Genomic DNA, 18,427 nt, shown 5'->3' on the forward strand with positions numbered 1-18,427 from the left:
AGAATGAAAAAAAGGGCTGAGATGCAAAGCATCTCAGCCCGAAGTTTTTCCGATCAAACCTCTAGTTAGAAGTCGTAGCGAAGTGCAAACTGCATAATTCGCGGCGAGTTCACTTGCGTTGTAAATCGTCCAAAGTTTGCTGTTGGCAATGTACCTGGCAAATTGATAAGGCCAGTTGCCTGCCCACCAAAAAGCGGAGTATTAGTTACGTTAAAGGTATCCCAGCGGATGGTTACCTTATGGGTTTCCTTCCACGGCATATCAAAGGATTTAGCAAGCCCTGCGTCTATGTTAAACTCGTTCGGAAGCCTGACTGGATTTCTTGTGCCCGTTTGACCTGGGAAGGGAGACTGGAACGAGTCCCAAGCTGCTTTTGGATCCACGAAAAGATTCGGTATGTCACATCCTGACGTACACCCAGCCGGAGCAGTGTTGAAGTTGGTTCCCGTCTTGACTGGCTTGATACGGTTCATATAGGAACGGATCTGCCAGTTAGTTTGCCATCCCATTCCATCGTACCAGCCGTCGTACGGATAGCCGCTATGCCAGCGGAAAACGCCACTTAACTGCCAACCGCCAACAATCGCATTGAGGAATTTATTCATTCCACGGCCAAAAGTACGATCACGGCCAATGGGAATATCCCAGACGCCGTTGAAATTCATCTGGTGCCGAATATCAAAATCAGAGTTAGCTCGCTGATCTCTGAGATTAAATGCATTTAGGACAAACGCAGATGCAAACAAACCGCCTGTTTGGAGTCCTGATGCTTCGTCAAATGACTGTGAGAACGTGTAGTTGAAATCCCACGTCAGCGATTTAAGCCTTTGACGGAACGACAATGTACCTCCGTGGTAGTCAGAAGTGCCAACGGTGCTGAAAGCAGATAGGGCGTCATACTGACCTTGGAAGAAATAACGTGTACCGCCGAACCCGTCGAGAAATTGCATAGCGTAGGTCCAATCACCAAACGAACGCTGGATTCCATAAATGGCCTGCGTGTTTGTGCAAGGATTATTCGGAGTGGAGGTTCCGGCGGGGCAACCGAAGGCACCAGCAAGCACACCCGGACCCCACATATTCTCGAAAAATCCGACAGCGGCAACGTTTGTAGCAGGGGTGCCTGCCCGAAGCTGCTGCTCAAGGATCGTGGCTGCCTGATTGTACGTGAGTCCCGAGCGAGGGTCACGAATTTCTCCCCTCAGCATCATGGCGTCGCGGCCGATCAGAAGGTTGCGTGCGAGACGTCCTACATAAGCTGCATCGACCCAAATATCCCACGGCAGACGGCGGCCATAGCTGACATTCCATGAGTAGTTGATCGGTGAAACAAGATTCTGATCGAGCGATGTCTCCACCTTACCATTTCCAGGATTGGCCGAAGGTGCCGTCTGTGGGAAAGTCAGGCCGGTCGGGATTGTCAAAAGCGGCAGGTTACGAATATTCATATTCGGACCCGTATACAGCGGCCCAGGATTCGTCGTGACGTTGAATGTGTTAACGTTAATAGACGCCTGCGAAGAAAACCCGAGATTGTTAGAGCCGTCCCAGTTCGTTGCGAGTTGCTGACCGAAATAGTCATTCGTGATCGAGAAGCCCGCACGAATTACCGAATCGGAGCCCTTACCGAATAACTTGGACCAGAATCCTTTTTCGAATTCAGGTGACCAGGCGATCGACACGCGGGGCTGCCAGTTGTTCTTATCAAGCGGATAGATGTCATCCAGGCCGTTCGACTTTCCGGCCAAACGGACCGAAAGGACATCACGGTAGTTGATTCCTTGATTCATTGCAACGGCGGTTCGCCTTAAGTATTCAGAAAGAACGATGCTGGGGACTGTTTCAAACCCTTGGGTCTCGGTCACCGGCATGCTGAGACCGTAGCGGATACCGGCGGTCAGCGTGATGTTCGGACGGATCTTCCAAGAATCCTGAAAGTAGAAATCATATTCATCCGTCTTGAATTCACGAAGTACCGGCGAACCTGCAGGCTGTAGCTGACCGTTCACGAGGAAGTTGAAGTTGGCTCCATAGCCATTTAACCTGCCAAATAATGCAGTAATGGCGTTCTGTACATTAAAATCCCACGTTGGAGCGACTCGAATTGCGGTGTTATTATATGCAGCCGTTCCGGTCGGGGCTTGACCAGTTGAAGTGCGAAGATATTGATCGACAACAACTCTGGTTATATTGGCAACATACGCGCTTCGATTCATCGTTGCGTTATCAAATGACCGAGCAAAGCTATTACGCGTGTTCTTGATGAAACGGAAATTCACACCGAACTGGAACGAATGGTTACCCTTGATCCAAGTGGTGTCATTCGTTATGTTTGTCGTCGGGTTGGTTCGAGTTATCGAGCGAGCAAAAAAGCTCGGCTGAAAAATATCTCGGATCGTAATCGCGGGGTCTGTAGAATCGCCTTGATTGCTAAATGCAATCCTTGATAAGCCATAACTAAAGCGATTAGTAAGATTGTTTCTTACAAGCCATGTGTGTGCAGCGGAAAAGCCAAGTGGATGGCTCCACAAATTTGTAGGCAGCGTGTCTGGGAAATAGGACGTCGAGCCGGTGATATCCTGTTGATAGTTGCCACGGAAAGAAACTTGATGTTTCTGATCCCGTGTCACAAACCAATCAAATTTAGCCGTATGAGCGTTTTGTTCAATGTTTGTAGGCGCGTTAAACCTATATCCACCGACATTTCGACCATCGCCAACTGTCGAATCATTTACCGGGTATCGCTGAACAATCGATTGAAAAAGTGAAAGCACAGCCGGATTTACGTCAACAACAGGTCCGGATGCCGGAGCCTGTGCCCCAGTTCCAACAAAATTGAATGAGTTGATCGCAGCAATTCCGATATTCCAGTCAGTTGTTCCGAAAAACGGCGTTCCCTCTATGTTATTGATGGCCTGGAAACTCACATTTCCTTGTGCCAGAGAGGCTGTCGGCACGAGGCGAGCAACAGATACTCCCGCCCCCTGACGCATCCCTTCATAATTATAGAAGAAGAAAAGCCTATCCTTAACGATCGGACCGCCAAGACGACCGCCGAAAAGATTTCTAATCAGATCCGGTCTTTCAACTCCAGAACGATTATTGAACCAGTTATTTGCGGTTGTAGCAGTATTCCTATGGTACCAATAAGCAGCTCCGCGAAATTCGTTAGTGCCACTCTTTGTGATCAACGAGATCTGAGCCCCCGAAGAGCGTCCTTTACTGGCGTCCGGGTTCGACGTGGTCACGCGGAATTCATCGACCGAGTCGGGATTGACGCGAAGAACCGTTTCGAACGCACCTGCGTTCTGCTGGTTGTTAACGTCGATACCGTCAAGCGTGATATTCGCTTGGTCAGAACGGCCGCCCGTGACCGAGCCGTCCGGTGTAACACCGGCCTGCAGGCTCAGCAGGTTAGCGACGTTCCGTCCCAACAGGGGCAAATTAAGAATCTGACGCGAAACGAAGTTGTTACCCAAGCTGGCGTCCTGAGTGTTCACGACGCTTTCCAAGCTGGCGGCGTCAACATTGACGACCTCGGAAACCTCTCCGAGTTCCAATCTGACGTTGATCTCGGTAGAGATATCAACGAGTGCACGGACATTGCCGACGACAGCCTTTTTGAAGCCTGCCTGCTCAACTTCGATCCTGTATGTGCCGGTCTGCGCCGAGGGGAACGAGAATACGCCGCTGTCATTTGTGACAACGGTACGCACCGCTCCTTGTACACTGATCAGTTTTACGGTCGCACCGGCGACTACGTTACCTTGAGGATCGGTAACGGTTCCGGTAACGGCCGAAGTTCCCACCTGTGCCGAGACAAATGCCGCGGCGAAGGCGGTGACCAGTGCAAGCTGCATGAACCTGGCGACCAATTTCCCAAATTTCATTTTATTTTCCTCCAAAGATTTGCTCGACCAGACCCGGAAGCCTGTCAAGCAGAAATTGCCAAATTCCTATTCAGAGACCTCGACGAGGGTGCCGGAAGGCCCTGAAATTTCAGGTACGCAACCGCCAAAGGTCCGACGTTTTCGACTCGGTTCAAGGAAAAATAACAAGTGCTGTATTTTTTTACCACAATGTTAAATTGGGGACGAGGTTTCTAGAAGCATAATCCGTGCCAATCGACGCTCTCCGGACCCAGATTTAACATCCGTCAGCGGAATTCGATCAAATCATTACAATTCCCGGCGGAAACTGTTGTAAATAAAGGCTTAGGGGGAGTTTTAGGACGGCTTGATTGGAAAATTCGCTGTCATTTGGCGGCTTCGATCCGAGATTCGCAAGGAATTATGCCCGGGAATTCTTTAATATCTCGTAATTATCTTCATTTTATTGGATTTACACTTATTATTTTCGATATTGGGTACAAATATTTCGTCTCAGCGGTGTCATGAATTACGCTGTTTCGCCTTTATGTCGCGAACCGCAGCTGATGCTGAGAACGCCGCGTTCGCGAGGGTCATTTGGTCCGGATGAGCGATGTCGCCAACTGCGTAAACTCCCTCCAAATTGGTCATCCCATTCTTATCGGTCGCGATATATCCGTCTCGATCCCGCGTTACCAGATCGGCAAATTCTTCGGAATTAGGCACCACGCCTATGCGTATCAGCGATGCATCTGCGGCGTACTCAAAACACTCGCCGGTCTCGATATTCTCGGCTGCAACGGCGGCCAACGATGAGTCACCGATAAATCGCCTAACTTGCATGTTTTCAATTAGTTGCACGTTCGCTTGCCTTCCTGCTTGATCAAGGAAATCAGATCTTGCCCTGAAGTGACGGCTTCGGTTCAGGACGATCACACTTCCGGCCGTTTTCGACATCATCGAAGCATTCTCAAGAGCTGCGTCGCCGCCGCCTATGACCACTACATTCTTTCCGGCGACACTACCGATCTCCTTGGCCCCCGAGGACAAAATACCTCGGCCGGCGAACTCTATTTCGCCCGGCACACCCAGCATTCGCCGCCTGACTCCTGTCGCGATAACCAATGAACCGAATCGTAGCTTCTCGCCATTGTTAAGTCCAACGATTCTCCCATTTACATCAACAAAAGCAACCGAAGAATTAGTCCTTATATTTGCAGCGACGGCATTGGAATGGGTGCGGAAACTTGTCAGCATTTCAGCCCCGTTGTCTGTGAGCGTGCCCGGATAGTTCACTATACGATTGAAAGCCCAATTCAATTGCCCGCCAATGTCGTCGCATTTCTCTAAGACGACATGGCTGAGGCCGAGATCGGCACACCAGATCGCTGCAGAAATACCTGCGGGACCTGCGCCTATGATCACGACATCAAACGTGCTCAAACCGTCAATTCGGAACTCGTTCATTAGTCTGCAATTCTACTATTTTTGTCATCGAAATATGCCGTTTTTTGTCACAATTCTGTCTTACGGCGATGAAGACCTAAACGACACGCCCCAAACCCGCCTATTAACTCGTTTATTTGTATAGATATAGCGTCGACCGCAGACACGGTTTCTTCGTCCGGATGATGGCACCCGTATTGCCATTGGAATCATGACATTTGCGCCGTGCGCTCCCGCAAAACCCACCGCAACGGCCCCACTAAAGCTGATCAGCAAATTGAAAAGACCATGAGACTCGATATCGAATCACCCGCCCAGTCTATCCCTTCGTCATCGGAAATGTCGCATTCTAACGGAGCTTCGCCTTCTGAAAAGGCACAGGTCCTGCTCGATAACGGCATCGCCGCCGCACAAAAAGGCGACCGCCGCTCGGCCCGTCTGCTCCTAGACCTCGCTGTCGAGGCGGAGCCGCATCTTGTCGACGGTTGGATGTGGCTTGCCTCTATCAGCGAATATCCCGAGGAACTTCTGTCGTATCTGGATAAGATCCTGGAGATCGACCCTCAGAATCAAAAAGCTATCGACTGGCAGATATCGACCCGCTCCCTGATGGCAAAGACGCTTGTTCAAAAGGCGGTCGAAACAGATCGGAACGGTGACCGTGAGGGTGCCGTATCGCTGCTCGACCAAGCACTCGAATACGATGAAAAATGCGTCGTTGCCTGGTCGTGGAAAGCGACGCTCGAGGAAGACGAGGATCGGAAGATCAAAATTTTGTCGAAGGTCATCGAGATCGATCCCGAAAACAGCGAAGCCGCGGCCGCGATCGGATCGATCAACAAAGAAAAGATACGGCGGAAACGCCGCAATGCCGGACAGGCACTGATTGACGGATCTGTAGAAGAGGCCCTTGGCCTTTTCGAAGAGCTTTCCGAGATCGAAGAATATCGGTACGAATCCAGACTCGTCGCCGGATTTTTTGCGGATTCGCTTGAGTCAAAACTCGAAGCTTTCAGAAGTGCCGCCTCGATGGCAGACGAAGGTTCGATGTCTGCCTTCGCCGTCGACTTCCTTGAGCGGCTAAGTGACCCCGAAACCGAGCCGCTTGCCTACGCTGAGGCGTCAGCCCCGGCAGAGCCTACAGCGGAGGCGGCCGAGACACCGGCGGAGCAGTTGAACGAAGATCCGGCAGAAGAGTACTATGCCGAGCCGGCGGTCGAAACGGCGTCATTTGAACCGGAAGAGATCGAAGCCGCCCCCGAATTCGACCCGTACTCGACCATCGCTCCGGAATACTCGGCCGAACACATCTCTGATGACGACGGTGAAGAAGCATCGGCTGACGAGGTCGATACCGACGAAACGCTTGAATACCGTGCTGAACAAATTTTCATCCAAGCCGGCGAAGAAGAGATCTTTGGGGCGGAACCTGCAGGAGAAGCGGCGCCCGTCAGTGAATGCTGCATTTACTGCAGCTCAAACATCGACCACGGATCGTTTCAGTGTTCTTCGTGTGGATCGGCGTTGACGCTTTCGGACCTTGAGATGCTCTTGTCACCGCGGCAGATCGATAATGTGGCCGTTTCAAACGCAGTGATCGCGATGGAAGCCGAATGGAATCTGCGCGAACTCACAGTGAAGGAGCTCGTCGGACTCGGCATCGGTCATTTCAACTTAGGAAATTTCGACGAGGGACTGAAATACCTTGAAGAAGCCTCTAATCTGGATGCGAATGACGTTATTCTCGCAGGCCAGATCAACGCTATAGCGATCAGGCTGGAAGAGCTCAGGCGCCAGAATGAACTGCATGGCTCATCGCCTCGCGGCAAAACCATACTTGTGATCGACGACAGTGCGACCATCCGCAAGCTCATATCAGCAAAACTCGAAAAGTCGGGACATGAGGTGGTTACTGCGGAAGACGGCGTCGAAGGGCTTGAAAAGATCGCTGAAAAGACGCCCGACCTGGTTCTTCTCGACATCACAATGCCGAAAATGGACGGCTACGAGGTCTGCAAAGAAATCCGTGCGAATCCGGCAACCAAGGATATTCCTGTCGTGATGATCTCCGGTAAGGACGGATTTTTCGACAAGGTTCGGGGCAGGATGGCAGGTGCAACGGGCTATGTGACCAAGCCCTTCGGCCCTGAGACGCTCATGAAAGCTCTTGACACGTATTTGGTAGCCGACGGCTCTGCCGTTAATTAGACCTAAACCGATCGACACATTCTCCCGGCCGACGGATGCATCGACTTGATCAAACATCTTTCGTCGCCCAAACCGGCGCCGATCTCGCATCTATTCGCAGTTCACTGCTGATAGCCGCTCAGACCGGCGACAAGACCGGACTTAGGCAAGCAAAGACCCGCCTCAGCCGCATTGCAAATGTCGGCTCGCTCGGCGGGCATTTGCACATTGCCTCAATGGCAGGGGAATGCCTCGAGGCGATCGACCAACTCGTCAATACTCCGGACGCGGATCTCGCGTCTGCGAACGGTGCCTTGGACTCCCTTGCAAAGATCGAGGCGGCGATACTCGATCTTTCTCTCCTTTCCGATGAGAACGAGACGAGCGACCTGAATTTTGACGCAGCGTTCGATCTGCTTGTACCCGAAAAGGCAGAGCCCGAAATCGAGGCCGAAGATGATGAATTCGCCGTTGATGAGGAGACGCTTGAGATCTTCCGCTCAGAAGCCGATGCCCTGCTCGCGAACATCTCGCTCGCGCTGACGTCATTAGCGGCATCGCCCGATGACAAGCATTCATTGTGGGAGATCCGACGCAACGCACATACTCTAAAGGGATCGGCCGGCATAGTTGGGCTCAGCCAGGTCGCAACGCTTGCTCACCGAGCAGAGGATCTACTCGACCATCTGGTTGACAAAGGTGCCCCGGCGAATGACAGGGTAATTGAATTTCTCAACACGACCGTCGAATACATCAGCAACCTACTCGTCGGCAGTTCCGGTTCACTTTCCGAAAACATCATTGACCATCTCACACCGACCGAGGGCGATGGTGTGCCGGCAGATCAGGAGGCTGAAAACTCTCCGATGACGGTTCAACCGGCTGCCGTGCTTCACATGCCGCCCATCGTTCGTGTTTCGCTTGAGAGGATCGATGAGATACTCGATCTCTCTACCAAGCTGGTCGAATTCCAACGTTCGGCAAGCACCTTGATAGCCGACACCGCACGCGCTTCTCGAGAAGAGGACCTGCGGAACGCAATTCTCACTCACGCAGAGATGGCGGCCGAGGTGCACCGGAAACTCCTCCGCATTCGGATGGTGCGTTTCGGCAATCTTGAAACCCGGCTGGCACGGAATATCAATGTCACTTGCTCCGACGAGGGCAAGAAGGCCGTTCTCGTCCTTCACGACCCCGAGGTCGAGGTTGACACGCTGATCATCGATGCCCTGATCGAGCCGATGCTTCATCTGATCAAGAACGCGGTCGTACACGGTATAGAACCGCCGGAAACGCGTCGGCTGATCGGTAAGCCGGAAGCAGGAACAATTTCTGTCTCGGTCAGTGCTGACGACGATGCAGTGGTTGTGAGTATTTCCGATGACGGCAGCGGTCTGTCAACCGCGAAGATCATCGAAAAGGCCCTTGAAACCGGCATCCTGACGGAAGAAAAAGCTGCAGCGATGAAGGAAAAAGACATTCATCAGCTGATCTTCTCGCGCGGCCTGACCACCGCTGAAAAGCTCGACCTGAACGCAGGACGCGGCGTCGGCATGAGTATCGTAAAGGAAAGTATCGAGGCAAAAGGCGGATCGATCCATGTCGAAACCACCCCGCAGCAGGGATCGACCTTCACGCTGATAATGCCCGCAAAAATAGCCGTTAATGAGAGACCGGAAGATGCTCCCGACGACAATGCTCCCGATGATTCACCGCTCGTTCTCATAGTTGACGACAGTGCGGCGATAAGACATCAAACGACGAAATTCGCATCTGCCGCAGGCTGCAGAACGATAACAGCGAATGACGGTGCCGAAGCATTGGAACTCCTGCTTTCCGGTTCATATGAACCGGATCTGATCTTCTCTGATGTAGAGATGCCGAATATGGACGGCTGGGGCATGTTGGAATACATCAAGACCGACGACAATCTCGGCCACATTCCCGTAGTGATGATCACTTCGCTCGACGACGCGGAATACCGTCAACGGGCTGCCGACCTCGGTGCAACGGAATATATGGTAAAGCCCGCGACCGCTGACAAGATCGCAGGCTGTATTGAGAGGACCTTGGCTGTCGCTTAACGCTTCGGCGGCCTGCTCGGACGCAGTTCGACCTTACTCGGCAACGCTCGTTCGTCCATATCCAGCAAACCCATTACAACCTGTGCTACGTCTGCCGGCTGCAGCTGCCACGCTTTTTCGTCGCTAGGCGTGTCGCCGCCGAAATATGTATTCACGCTGCCGGGGCAGATATAGCTGACCTTGATATTATCGTGACGGACTTCCTGCATAAGCGCTTCGGAAAAACCGTTCAAACCGAACTTCGACGCGTTGTACGCTGCCATTCCCGGATGGGCGTTCTGACCGGCAAGTGATGAGATGTTTATGATGTAGCCGCCGCCGCGGGCCTTCATCTTAGGGATCGCGTGATGACAAGCGTAATAGGTCCCGAACAGGTTCGTCTCGAGCGTTTCGCGAAACTCGTCGGGCGTCGTTTCCTCGATGGTCTTGCCCATATAGCCGACGCCGGCATTATTGATGAGAATATCGATACCGCCGAAGTGCCGCTCGCAGCTTTCCAGGACCGCCTTGATGTTCGCCTCGTCGCGCACATCACACAGTTTCCCCGCCGCCGACCCGAGCACCGATAGTCTATCGATCGCGGACTCTAACTCGTCTCGATGCCGCGAACAAATGTAAACGCTCGCACCGGCCTTCACCAGAGCTTCGGCAATAGCATAGCCAATACCTTTGGAGCCGCCCGTTATCACAGCCGCTTTGCCTTCGAGATTCATAATTTCGCCCTCAAGATCTCATTCACTATCTTCGGATTTGCCTTGCCTTCGGAAGCCTTCATCACCTGCCCGACGAAGAACCCGAATAACGCGTCTTTGCCGCCGCGAAACGCCGCAGCCTGGTCCGGATTTGCGGCGATCACATCGTCAACGATCTTTTCGATCGCTGATGTGTCAGAAACCTGTTCAAATCCTTTTTCCTTGATGACCGCAGGAGCCGCTTTGCCCGTTGTGAACATTTCCGCCAGTACTTCTTTCGCCTGATTGTTCGTGATGTCGCCTTTGCCGACGATGGTGATCAGCTCCGCCAGATCTTCTGCAGTGACCAGCGAATCCTCAATTTGCTTGCCCGCAGCGTTCAGTTCTTTTGTCAGCTCGCCAAGTATCCAGTTCGCAGATGCTTTCGGATCGGCGGAGATACGTGCCGCAGTTTCAAAGTATTCGGCGGCGGCAAGCGACGACGTAAGCTGTGACGCATCGCCAAAACCTAATCCGTAGGTCGCGATGAACCGCTCACGCATCGCATCGGGCAGTTCTGGAAGCTCGGCCTTTACGGCGTCGATGAACTCGCGGCTCACACGCAGCGGCTGCAGATCAGGCTCAGGAAAATAGCGGTAATCATGAGCGTCCTCTTTTGAACGCATCACGCGAGTGCGATTGTTCTTTTCGTCCCAAAGCCGCGTCTCCTGGCTTACGCCTTCGCCCGATTCGTGTGCCGCGATCTGCCTCTCGATCTCGTATTCGATGGCCTTTTGCATAAAGCGAACCGAGTTAAGATTTTTTAACTCGACCTTGTTTCGAAACTCTTCTTCGCCCTTCTTCCTGACCGACACATTTGCTTCGCAGCGGAGATTTCCCTTCTCCATATCAGCATCGCTGGCACCGACCCATTGCAGCACGCGGCGGACATGATTCACGTAATCGTAGGCTTCCCATGACGAGCGGAAATCCGGCGCCGTAACTATCTCGCCGAGCGGCGTTCCGGCACGATTGAGATCAACATATGAATATTTATCGGTATCGGGCAGCCCTTCGTGGACGTTCTTTCCGGCGTCCTCTTCGAGATGCATCCGCTGAATGTGAATGTTCATCGGCCGCCAAGTTTTTGCGTGACCGTGATCATCGCGGTCGGCGGTCATTATCGTCAGTGTGCCGTTCGCAGAAAAAGGCTTGTCGTATTGCGATATCTGATAGCCTTTCGGCAGGTCTGGATAGAAGTAGTTCTTTCGGGAAAAGATCGACACTTCTTGAATCTCAAGCCCCAACGCAAGAGCCGCACGGGCGCCGAGTTCGACCGCACGTTTGTTCAGCACCGGCAATGCACCGGGTAAGCCGAGACACGTCGGGCAAGTGTTAGAATTCGGCTCGCCGCCCGTCTCGACCGCACACGAGCAGAATATCTTAGTCTCGGTAGCAAGCTGTGTATGAATCTCCATCCCGATGATGGCTTCCCAGTCACTGTTCATATTTTCTATCGTTTTCGTTTAGGTGCGAACATCGGAGCAGAAGGAGTTCGCGGCCCTGTCGGCCAAAACTGCCCGCCTGCAAAATAGCCCGGCTGCTGATAACGCCACGGAAATGGCCGCCGCCAATTGTTTAGCGGATACCAGTAGCCGCCGACGATCATTGTTTCCGTCGTTTGCGGTGCCTGATATATCGGCACAACCAGCGGTGCGGCCCTTTGCTGCTCTTCGGCACGGCGAGCCTCGCGTTCGAGCCTGTCGCGGCGGAGTTTCGCCGATAGATCGAACATCTGCTCACGCGATTCCGCTTCGCGTTTTGCCATTTCTTCCGGCGACGCGAACCCCAAACGCGCGTAGTTCTCGCGAAGCTCTCGCTCGGCTCTTAAACGCTCGGTTTTGTAATTTGCAAGGTCCGCGTTCGTCACGACCTTTGTTTGAGCGATCGCCGCCGACGCCGTAATTGCTGCCAGACAAAAAATAATGCTTAGTTTCTTTGTCATAAAAGGTTCCCCCGAAACCTTAATTTTATCACAACAGTGAACTCATTCGAGGGAACCCGATGGTCATCGCCACCTTTCAGTTCGGCCCTTTACGGGACTTTGCGGCTTGGCGGGAAACACTGCTCCCTATCGCTAAAAACTGAACGCCAAACCGATGCGGCCGTTCACACCCGCAGTTCGGAAACCGTTCTCGTAGTATTCGTTGTCGAACACATTCTCAATGGTTCCGAAAATCCGAAGCCCGTAGCGTTGTCCTTTCAGACGAAATGTATAACCGCCCGTCAGGTCGCCGCGGCGGTTGCCGTTGAAGCGATAAAGATACGTCGTGAAAGTTGAGTTACTAAATATCGGAGCAAGATACGACGATGCAACGAGCAGATCAAAATTGACCCATGCACGCCCGAAACGCTGCGTCGCGACCATCGTGAACTGATGTTCCGGAATTCCGAGAGTCCTTAAAACGCCGCTGCCCGAAAGCTGCGGCGTCCGCTGTCGGCTTTTTGTCAGTGTGTACGAAGCGAAGATATCTGTTGACTTCGCCGGGCTAAATGCGGCACTAAATTCACCACCTTTCGCCGTCCCGCCTTTTTGATTTTCATAGCCGCCGAAAGGACGCGGCGTGGTACCGATATTCGGAACGACATTACCGTAGCCGATTATATCGATCAGCTTCGTATGGAAATAGACTCCGGTAAGCTTTAACTTGTCGCCCACGGCGTACTGCTCGATACCGATATCGGCCGCAATGCTTTTTTCGGGTTTCAACCCCGGGTCGCCGAGTGCAACGAAATTTGCCGAGGGGAACGTGCTGAAGAAGGTTCCATACCTTTCATACAGCGACGGCACGCGGTAACCGTTGCCGACGTGTGCACGCAGTTTCGTTCCTGACACTCGAAAGAAATATGACACCGCACCGTCAAAAGTAACCGCCGATGGCGGATCGCTCACCGTAACGCCTGAATACGGCGCGTTCGTCAGGCTGAATGCGGGCTGATCCACCTTGAAAAATTGAGCGCGCACTCCGCCTGCAAGCTGCAGCCTGCCGTCGAACGCACCGTACAATTCCTGAAGAATGAATGTATTGCTGGATTGGCCCGCACGCGTGAAAAAGTTTCCCGCACCGCTCGGCGTAAAGCCCTCGTTGCCAAAGCTCTCACGCTCGTACTCGTAACCTAGGCGTAAGTTATGCGTGCCGGGTGTCCAACTTAGAGACGCGTTCGCGGTATTAATGGTGCCCTTGAAAACGGACGTCGATGCCGACTGAAAGCCGACGCCCAGCGGACCGTTGATGTTCTCACGCTCGGTGCGCAGTCCCGAATAACCGACGTTCAGGCTCAGCTCGTCCGTGAAAGCGTGTGACATTGTGAACTGCCCATTGAAGAACTGCGATGCCTGCGAATTGTCGGGGTCGTCAACATCGGGGCGGAAATTAACGTTCGGAACGGCATTGATGATCGTTACGCTAGACGGCGGCATAGTACCGAGCGTGTCGGGGCCGGAATTGAGCTTCACAAAAGCGTCAGAGACAAAAAAACGCACCGAGACAGATGTATTATCGCCGGGACGCGCATTGATCCGACTCTGGAAATTCGTGTTTCGGGCGTCATCGTTTCCGTCGATGCCTTTCGTGTAAACCGTGCGGGAACCGGCCAAGTTGAAACCGAATTTTCCACTCTTCAAACCGTGCGAAAGATTGCCGCGAAATCTCTGCAGCCCAAGCCCGCCGACCGCATACGACAGCTGTCCGTTCGTTCCCGGCTGCGGATCGGGAGTGATGAAATTGACCGTCCCGCCGATCGAATTTGTGCCGTACAGCGAGCTGCCCGAACCTCGCAAAACTTCGATACGGCTGACGCTTGTCAGAGTAATGTCGCTCAAAATCGGCGACGCATCGCCGGTGATCGCGGCAGTATCGCGCAGGCGGAAACCGTCTATCAATATCGCGGTGTCCTGATTCCGCAGCCCGCGGGTCTTGATATTCGCCGTCCGGCCAAATCCGCCGAGCTGCTGAACGCGAAAGCCCGGCATCGAACGCAGTGTTTCCGCAAGCGAAAAATCCGCTCGCTCGCGCATTTCTTGTCCGGTTATGGTGTTGACCGTCTTTGAAACCTCGTCGATCGGCTGAGGAAGATCCGCAGGTACGATCACAGTTTCGCGGATCGGCTGCGGGGTCGGTGATGGTGACGTCATAGGATCGGTCTGAGCCCATATTCCTGATACGCCACAAAACGTAAAGATCAATAAAAAGTAGATTTTCATATTTCCTCTTCTGCCCACACGCAGAATGGTTCTGAGCCCAGGCGGCCGGGCGATGTTCCCGACTGTTACGGTTGCGTGGGCAGCGCCGGATTCTCACCGGGCTTCCACCGCAACGGCCGCCAACTAAAATACGTTCGTTACACGAACGTTCCCGCTTGCCGGATTCGCATCCAGCAAAACCTTTACGCCGAAAACCTCGGCGATATTCTTCTCCGTCAGGACGGTCGCTGGCTTGCCTGACGCTGCGACCTTGCCGTCGAGCAGCATTACGATCTCGTCCGCAAACTCTGCGGCCAAATTGAGGTCGTGTGTGATCACAACCGCAGCCGAACCGCACGAACCGCAGCGTTCGCGCACAAGCCGAAACATCATCGCCTGATGTGCGATATCCAGATTCGCCGTCGGCTCATCAAGCAGCAAAATTCGTGCATTCGTTGCCAACGCCCTTGCCAGCACCACTCGTTGACGCTCGCCGCCCGATAGCTCATTCATGAACCGGCCGGCAAAACCTTCAAGGTCACAATCGTCTAACGCTCGTTCTGCCGAAGCGATATCTTCCGGCGTCTCCCATCCCAACGCACTACCGTGTACAAAACGCCCCGCGAGGACAAATTCCAACACCGTGATCGGAAAACGCGTCTCATTCTCCTGTGATACGACAGCAATTTGTCGGGCGATCTCCCTCCGCGACAAGTTCGCGAAATGTTGGCCGTTCAGCATGATATCACCTGAAATTTGGGCCGTGATACTGCCATTCAATGCTCGCAGAAGCGTAGTCTTTCCGGCTCCGTTCGACCCGACGAGAGCTAAAACGCGGCCCGCCTCGATCGACAGAGAAACACCGGCGACAACAGTTTTGTCGCCATATCGGACGGATATGTTCCTTGCTTCGAGCATTTGCAGTCTAATTCCTACGCAATAAATAAATGAACAGCGGTGCTCCTATCAAGGCGGTTATCGCTCCTACGGGCAGTTCCCGCGGAGCTATCGCCGTCCTCGCGACAGTGTCCGCCAAAACGACGAACATCGCTCCAACGATCGCCGACAGCGGAACGACCAGCCGGTTGTCGCTCCCGATCGTCAATCTGACGATGTGCGGCACGATCAGTCCGACGTAACCGACCGAACCGCTTGCGGCAACCGCGGCACCGACAACCAAACTTGCCGCGCCAAAAACGAGAAGACGAACTCGCCCGACCTCAACACCAAAGTCGCGAGCATCACGTTCGCCGACCATCATCAAATTCAGCCCGCGAGCCTGTGACGCAATTATCAGAGTGCCAATGATGGCGGCGGCAAAACTTACATAGATTCCCATCGTCGACGCCTGAGAAAGGTCACCCAGGAGCCAGAATGTGAAACTGCGAAGCCGCGCCGCATCGAGCACCGTCGTCAGCATCACGATGATCGACGACAGGAATGTCGTAACGATCACGCCCGACAGTACAAGCCGCTCGACGCTCATTCCGGCCCGCGACCGTGCCATCTGATATACTGCGACGCTCGCCAGCCCTGCACCCGCGAACGCCAAAACAGGCCGCGACCATTCAAACGCCCCAAAGAACACGAACGCGACCATCGTTCCAAGCGCCGCTCCGTTTGATACACCAAGCAAGTACGGTTCGGCAAGTGGATTACGAAGCAGCGCCTGCAAACCCGCACCGGCGACCGCAAGGCTCGCACCTACGCATGCCGCGAGAAAAATTCGCGGCAAACGAATGTCGAACAAAATTGAACGTGTCTGTTCGTCTAGCGAGAGGATATTCACACTTTCGGCACCGAGCATGGCCGCCGAGAAGAGCACTGCCAAAAGAGCGAGAGAAAGAATAAAAATGTAGCGGAGGAGTTTGTTCAAATCATTCTTCCCTTTTGAAAAGGTCGGGATGCAGCATCGCAGCCAATTTCTCCAACGCATCGACCAGCCGAGGTCCCGGCCGCGAGATCAGGTCCGCGTCGATGCGATACACTCTGCCGTTCTTTACCGCCGGTGAGTCTTTGAAAACTTCGTTCGGTTCACGGTTGTCCTCGCTGTCCGAAAGAATGATGGCCTCGGGACGCAGTACAAGTGCCGACTCCTTGCTCAGCCGCGGAAACGCGGTCTCCACATCTACTGTCGCCGAAATTGCGCCTGCCTTGGCGAGCGGTTCGTTCAGGAACGAATCCCTGCCAATCGTGAAAAGCGGTTCACGCGAGATCTGCACAAAAACACGCACCTTTTCAGCGGGCCGCGTCTTTGTCCAAACCTTTCCCACGCGGTCTCTTAAAGCGGCGATCATAGGCTCGGCCTTGTCAGTCGTACCCAAAATATCGGCGATCTGCCGAATGTTGTAAAACACGCCGTCGATCGTGGTCGGATTTGTTACATAAACGAGAATGCCGTTTTGCTCAAGTGTTTTCGTAAATGCCTCCACCTGAGACGCGGTCGAAACAAAGACCATGTCCGGCTTCATCGCGACGATGGTCTCCATATTCGGATTCATCGTGTCGCCTATCTTCGCGATGCCCTTCGCCTGCTCCGGAAAATCACAAAACGACGTGACGCCGACCAGACGGTCACCACCGCCCGCCGCAAAGACAAGCTCCGTAACGCTCGGCGCCAACGAAACGACGCGTCGAACTTCGCCTTTGACCTCGATGTTTCGGCCGAGGTCGTCCATGAAATTACGAATGCTTGAAACAGGGGTCGGTGCCTCTTGTGAACCAGGAACATCTAATACGGCATTCGACGTCGTGCTGCCTGAACATGCAGCCGCGACAAATACCGCCGCCAAGATCAGCAATCGAATGGTAATTTGAACTTCCTTTATCATCGCTATCAGTACAAAAACCGAAAACCCTGCCTTTCCCAAGCCCGAAAACGGACGGAAAGACAGGGCTCAATCAGCTTCTGTCAGGGAACGCATCGCGTTCCGTCAATATTCCATTTCCGCCTGCGGCGCCTTTTCGCGAAACACCATGCCCGGCTGTTCGTTCAAAACAGGCATCCTGACTTTACCGAAAACATCGGCTCACAGTGACGCGATCGTTCGGGAATCTCACCCGCTTCCCCTGTTTCCCGGCCTGCAAAACACAGTCCGAACGAACAACGCTCCATTTCGGAGCATCTTAGATTCTTACCTTGAAAGGACCGCAAGTCAATCCGCCGACTTTTGGAGAAGCATCGGACGCGACGGCGCACAATCTGTATCAAAGGGAGCGATCTGGAGATTCAGCAGATATTCGCCGTCCGGAACCTCGTTCGGAATATAGGCCAGCTCAGTGATCGTTGAATTGATCCGCGTGGCATCGGAAATTTCATGACTGCCGGCATCAACGCACCAAAAGATGCGGTGATTTTCCAGCTTGCCGTCGTCAAAAATACGGTCGATCGACGGCAGATCGCATACTAAATGTGTAAAACCCGACTCGACGATCAGCCGCATTGCGTCTGCAGAAAAATACGGTGGAATATTCTCTTCTCCGTATTCCGCGGTGATCTTCGAGTCATTGTTCGGCAGCGTTCGAACGATCAGCGCAGCCGGCCCCGCGTCAGAACCACCTGCGGTAGCGGGTGGTTGAACGCCTGCATTCTTCAACGAAGCTAAGGTTAAGATTTGCTCTTCACCTGAGAATTCAGGCTCGACCGACACCAGCACCGTAGGAACTATCACATCCCTCAGACATTCTCGAACCGATATCCGCTTGTGCGTGATATGGCCCACGCATTCGGTATGTGTTCCGTTGCAATGTGGTATGAAAGTGTACCGCTCGAAATTCACACTCCCGCCCTGACGCGTATCGCCGACCAGCGAACCCGCACGAACCGGCTCCGATATCGCCCGATCGACACCGTACGCATTTGGCTGCGGGCCGTTGAATCGCAACGGTATAGAGATATCGATAGGGAAAATGTTACTCATTCACTTC

The 18,427-nt window shown here is 53.4% G+C and carries 12 protein-coding genes and 2 riboswitches; of the genes, 2 read left to right on the forward strand and 10 right to left on the reverse strand.

Going from position 1 to position 18,427, the window contains the following annotated elements; genetic code table 11:
- Window positions 1–65 precede the first annotated feature (65 nt).
- Together IPM50_05080 and IPM50_05085 are read right to left on the reverse strand one after the other, a co-directional pair.
- Window positions 66–3,890 (reverse strand): TonB-dependent receptor, encoded by a 3,825-nt coding sequence (locus IPM50_05080; protein ID QQS33953.1) that lies wholly within the window; start codon window positions 3,888–3,890, stop codon window positions 66–68.
- A 501-nt stretch (window positions 3,891–4,391) separates the two neighbouring features.
- Window positions 4,392–5,336 carry an FAD-dependent oxidoreductase gene (locus IPM50_05085; protein ID QQS33954.1) on the reverse strand — a complete coding sequence of 315 codons (945 nt, stop codon included), beginning with the start codon at window positions 5,334–5,336 and terminating at the stop codon, window positions 4,392–4,394.
- 1,581 nt (window positions 5,337–6,917) lie between these two features.
- Here IPM50_05085 and IPM50_05090 point away from each other — a divergent pair.
- Together IPM50_05090 and IPM50_05095 are read left to right on the forward strand one after the other, a co-directional pair.
- Window positions 6,918–7,523 (forward strand): response regulator, encoded by a 606-nt coding sequence (locus IPM50_05090; protein QQS34463.1) that lies wholly within the window; start codon window positions 6,918–6,920, stop codon window positions 7,521–7,523.
- 35 nt (window positions 7,524–7,558) lie between these two features.
- A complete protein-coding gene (locus tag IPM50_05095; GenBank protein ID QQS33955.1) occupies window positions 7,559–9,586 on the forward strand; it encodes a response regulator in 2,028 nt (675 codons plus the stop codon).
- Here the strand turns inward: IPM50_05095 and IPM50_05100 are convergent.
- The 8 genes from IPM50_05100 to IPM50_05135 all read right to left on the reverse strand — a co-directional run bounded on the left by IPM50_05100 (window position 9,583) and on the right by IPM50_05135 (window position 18,420).
- Window positions 9,583–10,299 (reverse strand): SDR family oxidoreductase, encoded by a 717-nt coding sequence (locus IPM50_05100; GenBank protein QQS33956.1) that lies wholly within the window; start codon window positions 10,297–10,299, stop codon window positions 9,583–9,585. The two genes, IPM50_05095 and IPM50_05100, sit on opposite strands and share 4 nt — an antisense overlap.
- The gene (gene gatB, locus IPM50_05105; protein QQS33957.1) at window positions 10,296–11,765 is read right to left on the reverse strand and encodes an Asp-tRNA(Asn)/Glu-tRNA(Gln) amidotransferase subunit GatB; all 1,470 of its coding nucleotides are present in this window, start codon (window positions 11,763–11,765) and stop codon (window positions 10,296–10,298) included. The genes IPM50_05100 and gatB overlap by 4 nt, the downstream gene beginning before the upstream one ends.
- 5 nt (window positions 11,766–11,770) lie before the next feature.
- Window positions 11,771–12,262, reverse strand: coding sequence for a hypothetical protein (locus tag IPM50_05110; protein QQS33958.1), 492 nt, complete (start codon window positions 12,260–12,262; stop codon window positions 11,771–11,773).
- A 132-nt stretch (window positions 12,263–12,394) separates the two neighbouring features.
- The gene (locus tag IPM50_05115; GenBank protein ID QQS33959.1) at window positions 12,395–14,521 is read right to left on the reverse strand and encodes a TonB-dependent receptor; all 2,127 of its coding nucleotides are present in this window, start codon (window positions 14,519–14,521) and stop codon (window positions 12,395–12,397) included.
- Between the two features lie 30 nt (window positions 14,522–14,551).
- Window positions 14,552–14,660, reverse strand: a riboswitch (cobalamin riboswitch).
- Complete coding sequence (locus tag IPM50_05120) at window positions 14,645–15,418, reverse strand: ABC transporter ATP-binding protein (protein ID QQS33960.1); 774 nt, start codon at window positions 15,416–15,418, stop codon at window positions 14,645–14,647. Its footprint overlaps the riboswitch before it by 16 nt.
- Before the next feature lie 7 nt (window positions 15,419–15,425).
- A complete protein-coding gene (locus IPM50_05125; GenBank protein ID QQS33961.1) occupies window positions 15,426–16,376 on the reverse strand; it encodes an iron ABC transporter permease in 951 nt (316 codons plus the stop codon).
- A gap of 1 nt (window position 16,377) precedes the next feature.
- Window positions 16,378–17,331: a cobalamin-binding protein gene (locus tag IPM50_05130; GenBank protein ID QQS33962.1), complete on the reverse strand. Its 954-nt coding sequence runs from the start codon at window positions 17,329–17,331 to the stop codon at window positions 16,378–16,380.
- A 147-nt stretch (window positions 17,332–17,478) separates the two neighbouring features.
- Window positions 17,479–17,609: riboswitch (cobalamin riboswitch) on the reverse strand.
- A 46-nt stretch (window positions 17,610–17,655) separates the two neighbouring features.
- Window positions 17,656–18,420 carry a cyclase family protein gene (locus tag IPM50_05135; protein ID QQS33963.1) on the reverse strand — a complete coding sequence of 255 codons (765 nt, stop codon included), beginning with the start codon at window positions 18,418–18,420 and terminating at the stop codon, window positions 17,656–17,658.
- Between the last annotated feature and the right edge of the window lie 7 nt (window positions 18,421–18,427).

Source organism: Acidobacteriota bacterium, assembly GCA_016700075.1.
GTDB lineage: Bacteria > Acidobacteriota > Blastocatellia > Pyrinomonadales > Pyrinomonadaceae > OLB17.